Source organism: Pseudomonas sp. BB438 (genome assembly GCF_057180225.1).
Genome location: NZ_CM170001.1, coordinates 5,358,266 through 5,371,590, shown reverse-complemented (window position 1 = coordinate 5,371,590; position 13,325 = coordinate 5,358,266). Strand labels below are relative to the sequence as shown.

The window sequence follows — 13,325 nt, the reverse complement described above, 5'->3', positions numbered from 1 at the left end:
TCTGCCGCCCACTAATGGGTGTGTCGCTCTTCGAGGAGTCATCCGCATGTTCACCGCACGTAGTCTGTCCATGGTCGCGGCTGCTACCGCCTTTGCCCTCATGGCCGGTTGCGCCTCCCAGAATCCCTATGATCCCAACACTCAGGCTCCGCCCGAAGGTGGCGTGAGCAAGACCGTCAAGTACGGTGGCCTGGGCGCGCTGGCCGGCGCTGTGGCCGGCGCCGCGATCAACCACAACAACCGTGGCAAGGGCGCGATGATCGGCGCCGCCGCCGTGGGCGCCGCTGCCGCGGGCTACGGCTACTATGCCGACAAGCAGGAAGCCAAGCTGCGTCAACAGATGCAGGGTACCGGTGTGCAGGTCGAGCGCCAGGGCGATGACATCAAGCTGATCATGCCGGGCAACATCACCTTCGCCACCGATTCGGCGAACATCGCGCCGTCCTTCTACACCCCGCTGAACAACCTGGCCAACTCCTTCAAGGAGTTCAACCAGAACAGCATCGAGATCGTTGGCTACACCGACAGCACCGGCAGCCGCCAGCACAACATGGACCTGTCCCAGCGTCGTGCGCAATCGGTGGCCAGCTACCTGACTTCCCAGGGCGTCGATGCATCCCGTGTCAGCACCCGTGGTATGGGGCCGGACCAGCCGGTCGCGTCCAACGCCGACGTCAATGGCCGCGCGCAGAACCGCCGCGTGGAAGTGAACCTGAAGGCGCTGCCGGGCGCTCAGACCCAGCAGTACCAGCAGTAAGCTTCACCCATGAAAAAGCCCGCCAGTCGGCGGGCTTTTTCGTTGCTGCGTCACAGGCACGCCAGGCAGGCCTGCGACGGCGTCAGGACTTGGCGGCGGGGAATTCGCGATGCAACTGGGCCAGCAACTGGTCCTTACGCTCCCACAGCTGGTTGACCCACAACTGGAACTCGGCGCGGTAGCCCTTGTCCTGGTCGTAGCTCTTGCCGACGAACTGGCGAGGGATCTCCATTTCCTCGAAGCGCACCACCACCGAGCGCAGGCGGCCGGACAGCAGGCACCAGAAGGTCGGGCGGCCATCGGGGTAGTGGATGGTGACGTTCACCAGGGTGCGCAATTGCTCGCCCATGGCGTCGAGGACGAAGGCGATGCCGCCGGCCTTGGGCTTGAGCAGGTGCTGGAACGGCGAGGCCTGCTCGTCATGCTTGGCCTGGGTGAAGCGGGTGCCTTCGAGGAAGTTGAAGATCGCCACCGGGATGCGGCTGAACTTGGCGCACGCCTTGCGGGTGGTTTCCAGGTCCTTGCCTTTCTTTTCCGGGTGCTTGGCCAGGTAGGCCTTGGTGTAGCGCTTCATGAAGGGGAAATCGAGCGCCCACCAGCACAGGCCGATCACCGGGACCCAGATCAGCTCCTGCTTGAGGAAGAAGCGCAGCAACGGGATGCGGCGGTTGAGCTGGTACTGCAGGACGAGGATGTCCACCCAGCTCTGGTGGTTGCTGGTCACCAGGTAGGAGTGGTCGTACTCCAGGCCCTGCAGGCCCTGCACGTTCCAGCCGGTGCGGCGGACCAGGTTCATCCAGCCCTTGTTGCAGGCGATCCAGCCTTCGGCGATCAGGCTCATGATCTTGCTGCACACCTGCTGCGCGCCGGCGAAGGGCAGCAGCAGCTTGACGATGGACATGCCCAGCAGCGGAATGCACCAGCACAGCGTGCTGGTCACCAGGATCAGGGTGGCGAGGATGCCGCGCAGCGTGTGCGGGAGGAAACTCAACATCGAGGAATGGTCCTTGTACGTAGGCGCCCGGTCAGCCGGGCGCGTGATGCGTTCGTAGGCACACATCCCTCGTGCCGGGGTTATCAGCCGTCCTTGCCGCTGTCCGCCTGGATCGCCGTCAGCGCGATGGTGTAGACGATGTCGTCCACCAGCGCGCCGCGCGACAGGTCGTTCACCGGTTTGCGCAGGCCCTGCAGCATCGGTCCGATGCTGACGCAGTCTGCGCTGCGCTGGACCGCCTTGTAGGTGGTGTTCCCGGTATTGAGGTCGGGGAACACGAACACATTGGCGCGTCCTGCCACCTGGCTCTCGGGGGCCTTCAGGCGGCCCACGCTGGCGATGGCGGCGGCATCATACTGCAAGGGACCGTCAATCAACAGATCGGGGCGTTTTTCCCGCGCGATGCGCGTAGCTTCGCGGACTTTCTCGACATCTGCGCCGGTTCCGGACTCGCCGGTGGAGTAACTGATCATCGCCACCCGCGGGGTGATGCCGAACGCCTGAGCCGAGGCGGCACTCTGCAGGGCGATTTCCGCCAGGTCACTGGCCGAAGGATCGGGATTCACCGCGCAGTCGCCATAGACCACCACCTGGTCGGGCAGCAGCATGAAGAACACCGAGGACACCAGGTTGTAGCCGGGCGCCGTCTTGATCAGCTGCAGGGCCGGGCGGATGGTGTTGGCCGTGGTGTGGATGGCGCCGGAGACCAGGCCGTCCACCTCGTCCAGGGCGAGCATCATGGTGCCCAGCACCACGTTGTCTTCCAACTGCTGCTCGGCCATCGGTGCGTTCAGGCTCTTGCCCTTGCGCAGTTCGACCATGGGCTCGACGTAGCGGCTGCGCACCAGGTCCGGGTCAACGATCTCCAGATCCTCGGGCAGCACGATGCCCAGCATCTGTGCCACGGCCTGCACGTCGTCGGGCTTGGCCAGGAGCACGCAGCGGGCGATGCCACGGGCGTGGCAGATGGCGGCAGCCTGCACGGTGCGTGGTTCGCTGCCTTCGGGCAGGACGATGCGCTTGTCCGCGCGGTTGGCGCGCTGGGTGAGCTGGTAGCGGAACACCGGTGGCGACAGGCGTAGTTCGTGGGGCGAGCCGCAGCGATCCTTCAGCCATTCGAAATCGATGTGGCCGGCGACGAACTCGGTGACGCGCTCGGCGCGTTCGCGGTCGTCCACCGGGATTTCCTTGTTCATCCGCGACAGGTCGCCGGCGGTGTCGAAGGAGCCGGTCTTCACCGTCAGCACCGGCAGGCCGCTCTGCAGAGCGCTGCGGCACAGTTCCATGATCCGCGCGTCCGGCATCAGGCCCGAGCACAACAGCAGGCCGGCCAGCGGCACGCCGTTCATGGCGGCCAGACAGGCGGCGAGGATGATGTCGTCACGGTCGCCCGGCACCACCACCAGTACGCCGGGCTTGAGCAGGTGCACGGTGTTCGGCGCCGAGGGCGCGCAGAGGATGATCTTCTGCACACGGCGTTGTTCGTAGTCGCCGGCGTTGAGCACGCTGGCGTCGAGCAGGTCGGCCACGTCGCGGGTGCGCGGGGCGTTCATCTCGTCCTGCCAGGGAATGCAGCCGAGCAGGCGCACGTCGCCGTCGCGCAGCAGCGGGGAATGCTCCTTCAGGCGTTTGCCGAACAGGCGAGCAGCCTCGGCGGCGTCGCGCGGCATGTCGTCGCTCTCGCCGCCGCGTACTTTGTTCACGATCAGGCCGGCCAGGTGCGGGTCGCGGGGGCCACCGAACAGCTGGGCGAGGATTTCGATGCGGTCGGACAGCTCACTCACCGTCTCGTTGTCCGGGGCGGAGACAAGGATCACCTCGGCATCGACGCTGCGCGCCAGGTGGCCGTTGATGCGGGCGGCGTAGCTGGCGTGCTTGGTCGGTACCATGCCCTCGACGATCATCACGTCCTTGTCCACCGCGGCGCGGTTGTACAGGCCGACGATGTCCTCGAGCAGTTCGTCGAGCAGGCCGTCGCCGAGCATGCGCTCGACCTTGGCCAGCGACAGTGGGGTGGGGGCGTTGAGGCCATGGGTGCGCGCGACCAGTTCACTGGAGCGCTCCGGGCCGTCGTCTCCGGCGTGGGGTTGGGCGATGGGCTTGAAGAAGCCGACTTTCAAGCCGGCGCGTTGCAGGGCGCGTATCAGGCCCAGGCTGGTGGACGTCAGGCCGACACCGAAACCGGTCGGTGCGAGGAAGAAGGTGTGCATCCGGGCTCCTTAAGCCGTGCGGGAGAAGGCGCCGCCCTTGTGGGGCCGCGCCGTCGATCAGGTTCCATGAATCTTCAGTCGAGCACCGCCAGGGTGTCGAGTGCGATCTGCTTTTCCTCGTTGGTGGGGATCACCAGCACGCGGGGATGGCCGGGCAGGTGGATCGGTCCGCCGACGCCGCGCACGCAGCGGGCGTTGGCCTCGCCATCGAGCTCCAGGTTGAGCACATGCAGGTGCTTGACCGTGAGGTTGCGTACCAGCGCGGAGTTCTCGCCGATGCCCCCGGTGAAGATGATGCCGTCCAGCCGCGGCAGCGCACAGGTCAGGGAGGCGAGGGACTTGGCCAATCGGTAACAGAATACTTCGATGGCCAGCGCCGCATTGGCGTGGCCCTGCTCGCGGGCATGCTCCAGCGTGCGCATGTCGTTGGAGAGCCCTGACAGGCCAAGCAGGCCGCTGTCATGGTTGAGCATGTGGTCGATCTTCTCCAGGCTCCATCCCAGGGTGCGCGCCAGGTGGCTGTGCAGGTTCGGGTCGACGTCGCCGGAGCGGGTGCCCATCATCAGGCCCTCCAGCGGGGTCAGGCCCATGCTGGTGTCGCGGCTCTGTCCGTTGGCGATGGCGCAGGTGGAACTGCCGTTGCCCAGGTGCGCCGACAGCCAGTAGCTGTCACCCACCGCCAGCCCGCTCATCTGGGCTGCCTGGTGGCTGACGTAGCGGTGGCTGGTGCCGTGGAAGCCATAGCGGCGCACGTGCTGCTCGCGGTACAGCGGCTCGGGGATGGCGTAGCGGTAGGCACGCTCGGGCAGGCTCTGGTGGAAGGCGGTGTCGAACACGGCGATATGCGGCAGGTCCGGGTAGAGCGCCATGGCGGCGTCGATGCCCACCAGGTTGGCTGGGTTGTGCAATGGCGCCAGGGGCGAGGTCTCGCGGATGGCGCTGAGCACCTCATCGGTCAGGCGGGAGGCCTGGGTGAAGCGCTCTCCGCCGTGTACCACCCGGTGGCCGATGGCGTGCAGCTCGCCCTGCGCGGCTTGCGCCACCAGCGGCAGCAGGCGGGCCAGGGCGGCCTTGTGGTCGGCGCCGGGCAGCTCGAGGGTCTGCGGCTGGTCGTCGGATTCGCCCTGCCAGCGCAGGCTGGCGCCGTTCGAGCCCAGGCGCTCGGCCAGGCCGTGGAGGATGAAGTCCTCGCGCCCCTCTCGAACCAGGGCGAACTTGATCGAAGAACTGCCGCAGTTGATCACCAGGATATTGCGAGCCGGCATGCCTACTCCTTGTTGCTGTCGGATTCCTTGGCGCACCAGCCGCAGGGGAACAAGCGGCCGATCTGCGCCATGCGCTGCTGTGGGTCCAGCACCCAGGGCCGCGACTGCCAGGGCGGCTGGTGGCGCAGGTGCAGGGTGTGGCCGCAGGACAAGACTGCCACCCAGTGGCCGTCTTCGTCCTGATGAAAGTCAAGCAGGCGCGGCGGGGCCGCGTCACCCCGTCCGTCCGTCTTCGGGTCGCATTCGGGGGCGTCGCCGCGTAAACTGACGCGCTCAACTTCTATATCAGATAGGTTTCGAACCATGCAGATCGCGGCCAACAAGGCGGTTTCCATCGACTATACCCTGACCAACGACGCGGGTGAGGTCATCGACAGCTCCGCCGGCGGCGCCCCGCTGGTCTACCTGCACGGTGCCCACAACATCATCGGCGGCCTGGAAAAGGCCCTGGAAGGCAAGCAGGTCGGTGACGAACTGGACGTGACCGTCGAGCCGGCCGATGCCTACGGCGAGTACAGTGCCGAGCTGGTCGCCACCCTGACCCGCGAAATGTTCGAAGGCGTGGATGAGCTGGAAGTCGGCATGCAGTTCCACGCCTCCGCACCGGACGGCGGCATGCAGATCGTCACCATCCGCGACATCGACGGTGACGACGTGATCGTCGACGGCAACCACCCGCTGGCCGGCCAGCGCCTGAACTTCAAGGTGAAAGTGGTCGACATCCGCGACGCTTCGGCTGAAGAAGTCGCCCATGGCCACGTCCATGGCGAAGGTGGTCACCACCACTGATTGCCGTCATCCGGTCGCCATCGACCGGGTGCAGCCATCATTGAGCTGCTACGCTCAATCGTGAGAGGCGCCTTCGGGCGCCTTTCTCATGCAAGTCGCTGTAACTGCAAAGAATGCCAGGGCATTTTTCCCGTATCGACTGGGATTGCGCAGCACGACGGACGCGTTGTCCGCTCCCTGCGCGGGCACTTCGTGCCTACCTCTTCAAGGAGCAAGCAATGAGCGCTTTTCACGATCTGACGCTGCATGGTCTCGACGGCCAGGATCTGCCGCTGGCCCCGCTCAAGGGCAAGGTCGTGCTGGTGGTCAACGTCGCTTCGAAATGCGGCCTGACTCCGCAGTACGCCGGTCTGGAGAAGCTCTACCAGCAATACAAGGATCAGGGGTTCGTGGTGCTGGGCCTGCCATGCAACCAGTTCGCCGGGCAGGAGCCGGGCAGCGAATCCGAGATCCAGTCGTTCTGCTCGCTCAACTACGGGGTCAGTTTCCCCATGTCGAGCAAGCTCGAGGTCAACGGCAACGAGCGTCATCCCCTGTATCGCCTGCTGGCGGGCGAGGGCGCCGAGTTCCCCGGCGACATCACCTGGAACTTCGAGAAGTTCCTCCTCGGCCCGGATGGCCGCGTGCTCGCCCGATTCAGTCCGCGCACGGCCCCGGATGATCCGGCGCTGATCCACGCTATCGAGAAGGCGCTGGGCGCCTGATCCTTCCCGGCGGGAGAGGGCGCATGCGCCAATCCCGCCGGCATTTCTTCCCGTCGTCTTGCTGCGCGCAGGCGCTGGCGGCTTAATCGGGCGACCTGCTTCCGGAGCCTGCCATGAGCCGTTTCGCCGCCGAGTCCGCCTGCCTGCCCGCTACGCCCGATGCCTTGCGCGCGCTGATCGAACAGCGCCGCGCGGTGCGCCGCTTCCTCGATGAGCCGGTGTCGGATGCCGTATTGCGCGACTGCCTGGAACAGGCGGTGCTGGCGCCCAATGCCTGCAACCTGCAGCCGTGGAGCTTCCAGGTGATCCGCGATGCCGAGCTACGGCGCAAGCTGGCGCCGGTGTGCCTGGGCCAGAACGCAGCGCGCACCGCGCCGGTGCTGATCGCGGTGCTGGCGCGGCCGGACACCTGGCGCGAGTCCTGCTCGGCGATCCTTGAACAGTGGCCCGAGCCGCAGGTGCCGGAGAAGGTGCGCGACTTCTATGAACGCACCGCGCCCTTCCAGTACAACCAGGGCGTGCTCGGCCTGCGCGGGCTGTTCAAGCGCGCGCTCTATGCGGTGGTGGGCCGCCGCCGGGCGTTGATGCGCCAACCCAACAGCCACGCCGAGATGCGCCTGTGGGCGGTGAAGTCCACCGCGCTGGCGGCGCAGAACCTGATGCTCGCGTTGCAGAGCCACGGCTACGCCACCTGCCCCATGGAGGGCTTCGACGAGGTGCGGCTGCGCAAGGTGCTGCCGATTCCCCGTCGCGCGGTGCCGATCATGCTGCTGGCCGCCGGGCGGGCTGCCGACAATGGCGTTTACAACCCGCGCCTGCGCTTCCCGCTGGAGCAGCGCGTCAGCTGGCACTGACTGCGTCCGGGCGCGTCAGCACGCCCATGCGCCCGCCGCCAAAGGACCAGTCATCGGCCTCGCTGGTGGTGATCTGCACCATGACATCCTCGCTGGCGATGCCCAGCCGTTTGCCCAGCAGCACGTTCAAGCGGCGGTAGAGCGCCTGCTTGGTCTGTGCGTCGCGCGGGCGGCCAATGGTGATGGCGACCAGCACGAAGTCATCACTGCGGGGCCCGCCGAGGTAGTGGCGGTTGAAGATGAACTCTTCCGCCTCGTGCTGGTGGATCATCACGAACTGGTCGCCCTCCGGCACGTTGAAGGCCTCGTGCATCGCGTCGTAGACGGTATTGGCGAGCTCACGCAGGTACTCGGGTTGCTTGCCCTTGAGCAGGGAGATGCGGACGGTAGGCATGGCGCCGTTCCTCGGTGAGTGATTGACGTGATCAGGCTAGCTCGGCAAGTTGATCCGGAAAATCGGGAAATATTTGATCGTTAGTTCGATTAAACAGGATGGTTGCCATGGCTCGCATCAACTTCGACCTGGACGTGTTGCGTACCTTCGTCACCGGCATCGAGCTGGGCAGCTTCGCCCGCGCGGCGGATCGCCTGGGACGCTCCACCTCCGCCGTCAGCGCGCAGTTGAAGAAGCTCGAAGAGCAGGCCGGCACGCCGGTGCTGCGCCGTGAAGGGCGTGGCATGGCGCTGACCGAGGCGGGCGAGACGCTGCTGGCCTACGCCCGCCGGCTGCTGGAGCTGAACGACGAAGCCGCCGGTGCCTTGCGCGGCGGCTCGCTGGAAGGCCGGGTTCGCCTCGGCTTGCAGGAGGACTTCGGTGAAACGCTGCTGCCCGCCGTGCTGGCGCGCTTCGCCCGGGCCCATCCCCGGGTCCGTATCGAGGTGCGCACGGCACGCAATCAGCAGCTCATCGAGGGCGTGCGCACCGGCGAACTGGACCTCGCGCTGGCCTGGGAAACCGGCGAACGCACGCCGCACATGGAACGTATCGGCGCGGTGGAGCAGTGCTGGATCGGCGCGCCGGGGGCGGCATTGTCTCACGGTTCGGAGCCGCTGCCGCTGGTGATGCTGGAAGCGCCATGTCTGCTGCGCAGCGCGGCGACGGCCGCGCTGGATCGCGCCGGCATCGCCTGGCGCGTGGCGTTCACCAGCGCCGGGTTGTCCGGCATCTGGGCGGCGGTTGGCGCAGGGCTGGGCGTTGGCCTGCGCACGCCGATCGGTCTGCCGGCCAGCGTGCATCGGCTGGATGCAGAACGCGTCGGGCTGCCGGCGATGGCGCCGCTGGGGTTATGCCTGCACCGCAGCGAGGCTGAACCGGAAGCGGTGGTGGACCGCCTGCGCGGATTGCTGCGGGAGGGCGTGGCGGAGTTGCTGGAAAGCCAGGCAGTTCGCTGACCGCTTTTGACGCAAAATCACTACGATCAATGGTGCTGGAGAAAGCGAGACGACCGGTCATATTCTTGCGCCCATGAACAGTATCCGACTCGACAAGCGCGACCTGATCCTCGCCAAGGGCTCCCTGGCGATGACCCGCAGCGGCTACCACGGCACCGGCGTGCAGGACATCGTCCAGGCCGCCGGCATCCCCAAGGGCTCCTTCTATCACTACTTCGAGAGCAAGGAAGACTTTGCCCTGCAGGCACTGGAGCATCTGTACGCGCCGCGCCTGGCCCGTTACGCCGAGGCGCTGCGCAACCCTGCGCTCGGCCCGCGTGCACGCATCCTCACCTATTACCGCGAACTCCTGGCGCACTTCGCCAGGCAGGAGAAGCTCGAATACCACTGCTTCATCGGCAGCCTGAGCTTCGAGATGGCCGAGCTGTCGCCGGCCATCGCCGAGCGCGTCGACGGCATCCTGCAGCAGTCTATCGACACCCTGGCTGGCTGCCTGGCCGATGCCCAGCGCGCCGGCGAACTGCCCGCATCCGAGAGTGCCGAATCCCTGGCCGAGTTCATCGGCAATGCCTGGCAGGGTGTGCTGGCACGGATGAAAGTCAGCGCCTCGCTCAAGCCGGTGGAACACTTTATCGAACGCCTGGAGCACCTGCTTCAGGCCTGAACTGCCTGAGTCATCACCCCTTCTCTCAACTCTTCACCAAAGAACGAGACGACCGGTCGCCTGGTCGTCATGGAGACTTCAATGACCGCATCCGTAGACACTCTGTTCTCGCCCTTCCGCCTGGGCAGCCTGGAACTGCCCACGCGCATCGTGATGGCGCCGATGACCCGCAACTTCACCCCGGGCGGCGTACCCCACGCCCAGGTGGTCGAGTACTACCGTCGCCGCGCTGCCGCCGGTGTTGGCCTGATCGTCACCGAAGGCACCACGGTCAACCACAAGGCCGCCAACGGCTACCCGAACGTGCCGCGCTTCTACGGCGAAGACGCCCTGGCCGGTTGGAAGCAGGTGGTCGACGCCGTGCACGCCGAAGGCGGCAGGATCGTCCCGCAGCTGTGGCACGTTGGCGCCGTGCGCCGACTGGGCACCGAGCCGGATGCCAGCGTTCCGGGCTACGGCCCCAGCGGCAAGGAAAAGGACGGCACCGTGCTGGTCCATGAGATGACCAAAGAGGACATCCAGGACGTCATCGCTGCCTTTGCCCAGGCTGCTCGCGATGCCAAGGCCATCGGCATGGACGGCGTGGAAATCCACGGCGCCCACGGCTACCTGATCGACCAGTTCTTCTGGAATGGCAGCAACAAGCGCACCGACGAGTACGGTGGCAGCCTGGCCAACCGTTCGCGCTTCGCCATCGAGCTGATCCAGGCCGTGCGCGCGGCCGTTGGCCCCGACTACCCGATCATCTTCCGCTTCTCCCAATGGAAGCAGCAGGACTACAGCGCCCGCCTGGTGGAGACCGCCGAAGAGCTGGAGGCCTTCCTCAAGCCGCTGTCGGATGCCGGCGTGGACATCTTCCACTGCTCGACCCGCCGCTTCTGGATTCCGGAATTCGAAGGCTCCGATCTCAACCTCGCCGGCTGGACCCGCCAGCTCACCGGCAAGCCGACCATCACCGTCGGTAACGTCGGTCTGGATGGCAGCGAGTTCCTGGCCTTCTTCGGCAACACCGAGGAGGTCGCCCAGCCCTCGGGCATCGACGGCCTGCTGGAGCGCCTGAACAAGGATGAGTTCGACCTGGTGGCCGTCGGCCGCGCGCTGCTGGTGGACCCGGAATGGGCGGTGAAAGTCCGTGATGGCCGCCTGGAGGACATCAAGCCCTTCAGCCGCGACGCGCTGACATCGCTGGCCTGATCCGCGAGCAAATGCGAAAAGCCCCTGGCACTCACGGTGCCAGGGGCTTTTTTGCTTTTCACAGGACCAAGGGGGCGCCCAGCTCTTGCTCGCGAATCGACCTCCCCGCGGGCGATGTTCGCGAGCAAGCTCGCTCCTACAGATGCGTCTCGATTATGGTGGAGTATTGATTATCTGAATGGTCTGAAAGCACCGTCCTAGGCGTTTACAAATCTTTTCCGAGACCCACCTTTCCGTATGCTGACTTCCCGGTCTGAAACGGGCAGAGTATGACGGCGTTCACACAACAATAGGCCGGGAGACGGCCATAGGAGTAAGTCATGCGGATCGGCTTGGTAGTCGATGCAACCTGCGACCTTCCCCCCGAATTCCTTGCTGCCCATAACATTCGCGTCCTGCCCATCGGTATCCGCGTGGGCGACCGCCGCATCGTCGATGATCGCGATCCCGACACCACCCTCACATTCTATTCCCAGGACCTGCCCAAGGTCGGCCCCGAGGACGGCAGCGAACCGCTGACGCCGGCGCAGACCCATGACTGGTTCCTGGAAAAGCTGGTCACCGATTTCGACTACGTGATCTGCCTGACCGTGACCAGCCAGCGCAGCCCGATCTTCGAGCACGCGACCCAGGCGTCCTTCAGCCTGCTGCAAAGCTACAAGGAGCGTCGTGCTTCCGCTGGCATCGCCGGCCCGTTCGCGTTGCGGGTGATCGACAGCCAGACCGTGTTCGCCGGCCTCGCCGTGCTCGCCGCCGAAGGCGTGCGCCTGCTCGGCGAAGACCAGCATCCCAATGCCGTGCGCACCCGCCTGGAGCAGCTCAGCCAGCAGATGAACACCTTCCTGGTCGCCAGCGACCTGGGCCACATCCGCCGCCGTGGCTTCCAGAAGGGCGACCGCAGCAGCATCGGCGACCGCCTGCGTGGCGCCTTCCTCGGCCTCGGATCGATGCTCGACATGAAGCCGGTGCTGAGCCTGGTGCAGGGTGAAGACAAGCCGGTATCGGTGTCGCCGAACTACGAGAAGTCCGCCGAACGCCTGCTCAACTTCGCCCGTGCGCGGGTCGAGGCGGGCGAGTTGCTGGCGCCGCAGATGTGCCTGAGCTATGCGGGCGACCCTTCCGCCCTGCGCGACCTGCCCGGTTTCGCGGCGCTGGAGGCCGCCTGCCAGGCCAAGGGCGTGCAGGTGCACCTCGCGATGCTCAGCCCCACCGGCGGCATCAACCTGGGCGCTGGCGCCATGAGCCTGTCCTTCGCTGCCGAGCCCAAGCCCTTCGCCTGATTCCTACTTGTGTACCTCGGCATGGCCCAGCCCGGGATGCTTTCCCGGCAGGGCCGTGCGACAGGCTTCCTGCAGATACCCTTCGAAGCGCTCGACCACCGTGTCCCACGCCTGATGGATGGCGTGGTGACGCGCGTTGAGGCGCACCCGGCGCAGGCGCTCGGGGTCGCTCAGCAGCCAGCTCGCCGCCTCGAAGAAACTCTGGTTCTCGCCCGGTACGCCGAGCACGCCGTTGTGCCCGTGGCGAATGTGCTGGCCGGCCGCCGCCTGGTCGAACGCCACCACTGCCAGCCCTGAAGCCAGCGCTTCGAGCACCACGTTGCCGAAGGTTTCCGACAGGCTGGGGAAGAGGAACAGGTCGCCGCTGGCGTAGTGCCGGGCCAGTTCTTCGCCGCGTTGCAGGCCGCAGAACACCGCTTCGGGCAACTCCTTCTGCAGGTGCGCGCGCTGCGGGCCGTCGCCGACGATCACCAGGCGCAGCTTGAGCTGCGGGTGCGCAGCGCACAGCGCGCGGAAGCTGCTGCCCAGCAATGGCAGGTTTTTCTCCGCCGCCAGCCGGCCGACGTGCAGCACGGCGATGTCGCGCTCACCCAGGCCCCATTCGCGGCGCAAGGCCTCGTCGCGCCGCGCGGGGTTGAACAGTTTGCTGTCGACGCCGCGCGCAAGTTGCGCGAGGCGCTCGAAACCGCGTCGTTGCAGCTCCATGGACTGGCTGGCGCTGGGGACCAGGGTCTGCTGGGTGCGGTTGTGGAACCAGCGCAGGTACAGCGTCACCAGGCGCATCAGCGGGCCGAAGCCATAGTGTGCGCTGTACTGCTGGAAGTTCGTGTGGAAGCCGCTGATCACCGGGATCCGCAACCGCCGCGCGGCGCGAAGCGCGGCAAGGCCAAGCGGGCCTTCGGTGGCGATGTACAGCACATCCGGGCGGATGCTCTTCCAGTGGCGCAGCAGCTTGTGCAGGCACGACTGGCCCCATTGCAGGCCGGGGTAGCCGGGCAGCGGCCAGCCACGAGTCAGCACCAGCTCGCCGTCGCTGTGACGGCCTTCGTCGCCCTGCTGGCGCGGGCGCACGATCTGGATCTGGTGTCCGAGGCGCAACAGCCCCGAAGCCAGCCGGCCCAGGGTGTTGGCGACGCCGTTGATTTCCGGCGGAAAGGTTTCGCTGATCAGCGCAATGCGCAGGGGAGTCGTGGTCATGCTCGCAGTGTCCCGGCGCGCGGTG

At 66.4% G+C, this 13,325-nt stretch carries 14 protein-coding genes; 8 read left to right on the top strand and 6 right to left on the bottom strand.

Annotation, left to right across the window (positions count from 1 at the left end):
- Positions 1-46 precede the first annotated feature (46 nt).
- Entirely contained in the window at positions 47-757 is a 711-nt protein-coding gene (locus AC1ZV1_RS24770) for a YiaD family glycine zipper/OmpA-like lipoprotein (protein WP_484294066.1), read from the top strand.
- An 82-nt stretch (positions 758-839) separates the two neighbouring features.
- On the opposite strand, the gene AC1ZV1_RS24765 is transcribed toward AC1ZV1_RS24770, so the two are convergent.
- The 4 genes from AC1ZV1_RS24765 to AC1ZV1_RS24750 all read right to left on the bottom strand — a co-directional run bounded on the left by AC1ZV1_RS24765 (position 840) and on the right by AC1ZV1_RS24750 (position 5,561).
- Positions 840-1,751: an acyltransferase gene (locus AC1ZV1_RS24765; RefSeq protein ID WP_484294065.1), complete on the bottom strand. Its 912-nt coding sequence runs from the start codon at positions 1,749-1,751 to the stop codon at positions 840-842.
- A gap of 83 nt (positions 1,752-1,834) precedes the next feature.
- Positions 1,835-3,961 (bottom strand): phosphate acetyltransferase, encoded by a 2,127-nt coding sequence (gene pta, locus AC1ZV1_RS24760; RefSeq protein ID WP_484294064.1) that lies wholly within the window; start codon positions 3,959-3,961, stop codon positions 1,835-1,837.
- A 74-nt stretch (positions 3,962-4,035) separates the two neighbouring features.
- The gene (locus AC1ZV1_RS24755) at positions 4,036-5,226 is read right to left on the bottom strand and encodes an acetate kinase (RefSeq protein ID WP_484294063.1); all 1,191 of its coding nucleotides are present in this window, start codon (positions 5,224-5,226) and stop codon (positions 4,036-4,038) included.
- 2 nt (positions 5,227-5,228) lie between these two features.
- Positions 5,229-5,561 (bottom strand): DUF3565 domain-containing protein, encoded by a 333-nt coding sequence (locus AC1ZV1_RS24750; RefSeq protein WP_484294062.1) that lies wholly within the window; start codon positions 5,559-5,561, stop codon positions 5,229-5,231.
- Here AC1ZV1_RS24750 and AC1ZV1_RS24745 point away from each other — a divergent pair.
- The 3 genes from AC1ZV1_RS24745 to AC1ZV1_RS24735 all read left to right on the top strand — a co-directional run bounded on the left by AC1ZV1_RS24745 (position 5,530) and on the right by AC1ZV1_RS24735 (position 7,573).
- Positions 5,530-6,015 (top strand): FKBP-type peptidyl-prolyl cis-trans isomerase, encoded by a 486-nt coding sequence (locus AC1ZV1_RS24745; protein ID WP_484294061.1) that lies wholly within the window; start codon positions 5,530-5,532, stop codon positions 6,013-6,015. The genes AC1ZV1_RS24750 and AC1ZV1_RS24745 overlap by 32 nt on opposite strands.
- A gap of 218 nt (positions 6,016-6,233) precedes the next feature.
- Positions 6,234-6,719, top strand: coding sequence for a glutathione peroxidase (locus tag AC1ZV1_RS24740; protein WP_484294060.1), 486 nt, complete (start codon positions 6,234-6,236; stop codon positions 6,717-6,719).
- A 113-nt stretch (positions 6,720-6,832) separates the two neighbouring features.
- Positions 6,833-7,573 carry a nitroreductase family protein gene (locus AC1ZV1_RS24735; protein WP_484294059.1) on the top strand — a complete coding sequence of 247 codons (741 nt, stop codon included), beginning with the start codon at positions 6,833-6,835 and terminating at the stop codon, positions 7,571-7,573.
- Here AC1ZV1_RS24735 and AC1ZV1_RS24730 read toward each other — a convergent pair.
- The gene (locus AC1ZV1_RS24730) at positions 7,560-7,967 is read right to left on the bottom strand and encodes a tautomerase family protein (RefSeq protein WP_484294058.1); all 408 of its coding nucleotides are present in this window, start codon (positions 7,965-7,967) and stop codon (positions 7,560-7,562) included. The two genes, AC1ZV1_RS24735 and AC1ZV1_RS24730, sit on opposite strands and share 14 nt — an antisense overlap.
- A gap of 107 nt (positions 7,968-8,074) precedes the next feature.
- Between AC1ZV1_RS24730 and AC1ZV1_RS24725 the strand changes: the two genes are divergently transcribed.
- The 4 genes from AC1ZV1_RS24725 (at position 8,075) to AC1ZV1_RS24710 (ending at position 12,103) form a co-directional block, all read left to right on the top strand.
- The gene (locus AC1ZV1_RS24725; RefSeq protein WP_484294057.1) at positions 8,075-8,965 is read left to right on the top strand and encodes a LysR substrate-binding domain-containing protein; all 891 of its coding nucleotides are present in this window, start codon (positions 8,075-8,077) and stop codon (positions 8,963-8,965) included.
- Positions 8,966-9,038: 73 nt separating this feature from the next.
- On the top strand, positions 9,039-9,629 hold the full coding sequence (locus AC1ZV1_RS24720; RefSeq protein WP_484294056.1) for a TetR/AcrR family transcriptional regulator: 591 nt from the start codon (positions 9,039-9,041) through the stop codon (positions 9,627-9,629).
- 81 nt (positions 9,630-9,710) lie between these two features.
- Positions 9,711-10,823 (top strand): NADH:flavin oxidoreductase, encoded by a 1,113-nt coding sequence (locus AC1ZV1_RS24715; protein WP_484294055.1) that lies wholly within the window; start codon positions 9,711-9,713, stop codon positions 10,821-10,823.
- A gap of 320 nt (positions 10,824-11,143) precedes the next feature.
- Entirely contained in the window at positions 11,144-12,103 is a 960-nt protein-coding gene (locus AC1ZV1_RS24710; protein ID WP_484294054.1) for a DegV family protein, read from the top strand.
- Between the two features lie 3 nt (positions 12,104-12,106).
- Here the strand turns inward: AC1ZV1_RS24710 and AC1ZV1_RS24705 are convergent, their stop codons facing one another.
- Positions 12,107-13,300: a glycosyltransferase family 4 protein gene (locus AC1ZV1_RS24705; RefSeq protein WP_484294053.1), complete on the bottom strand. Its 1,194-nt coding sequence runs from the start codon at positions 13,298-13,300 to the stop codon at positions 12,107-12,109.
- Between the last annotated feature and the right edge of the window lie 25 nt (positions 13,301-13,325).

Bases quoted from the DNA above. Each gene is read 5' to 3' on its own strand.
- AC1ZV1_RS24770 (WP_484294066.1), top strand. From the start codon at position 47: ATGTTCACCGCACGTAGTCTGTCCATGGTCGCGGCTGCTACCGCCTTT.
- AC1ZV1_RS24765 (WP_484294065.1), bottom strand. From the start codon at position 1,751: ATGTTGAGTTTCCTCCCGCACACGCTGCGCGGCATCCTCGCCACCCTG.
- pta (WP_484294064.1), bottom strand. From the start codon at position 3,961: ATGCACACCTTCTTCCTCGCACCGACCGGTTTCGGTGTCGGCCTGACG.
- AC1ZV1_RS24755 (WP_484294063.1), bottom strand. From the start codon at position 5,226: ATGCCGGCTCGCAATATCCTGGTGATCAACTGCGGCAGTTCTTCGATC.
- AC1ZV1_RS24745 (WP_484294061.1), top strand. From the start codon at position 5,530: ATGCAGATCGCGGCCAACAAGGCGGTTTCCATCGACTATACCCTGACC.
- AC1ZV1_RS24750 (WP_484294062.1), bottom strand. From the start codon at position 5,561: ATGGAAACCGCCTTGTTGGCCGCGATCTGCATGGTTCGAAACCTATCT.
- AC1ZV1_RS24740 (WP_484294060.1), top strand. From the start codon at position 6,234: ATGAGCGCTTTTCACGATCTGACGCTGCATGGTCTCGACGGCCAGGAT.
- AC1ZV1_RS24735 (WP_484294059.1), top strand. From the start codon at position 6,833: ATGAGCCGTTTCGCCGCCGAGTCCGCCTGCCTGCCCGCTACGCCCGAT.
- AC1ZV1_RS24730 (WP_484294058.1), bottom strand. From the start codon at position 7,967: ATGCCTACCGTCCGCATCTCCCTGCTCAAGGGCAAGCAACCCGAGTAC.
- AC1ZV1_RS24725 (WP_484294057.1), top strand. From the start codon at position 8,075: ATGGCTCGCATCAACTTCGACCTGGACGTGTTGCGTACCTTCGTCACC.
- AC1ZV1_RS24720 (WP_484294056.1), top strand. From the start codon at position 9,039: ATGAACAGTATCCGACTCGACAAGCGCGACCTGATCCTCGCCAAGGGC.
- AC1ZV1_RS24715 (WP_484294055.1), top strand. From the start codon at position 9,711: ATGACCGCATCCGTAGACACTCTGTTCTCGCCCTTCCGCCTGGGCAGC.
- AC1ZV1_RS24710 (WP_484294054.1), top strand. From the start codon at position 11,144: ATGCGGATCGGCTTGGTAGTCGATGCAACCTGCGACCTTCCCCCCGAA.
- AC1ZV1_RS24705 (WP_484294053.1), bottom strand. From the start codon at position 13,300: ATGACCACGACTCCCCTGCGCATTGCGCTGATCAGCGAAACCTTTCCG.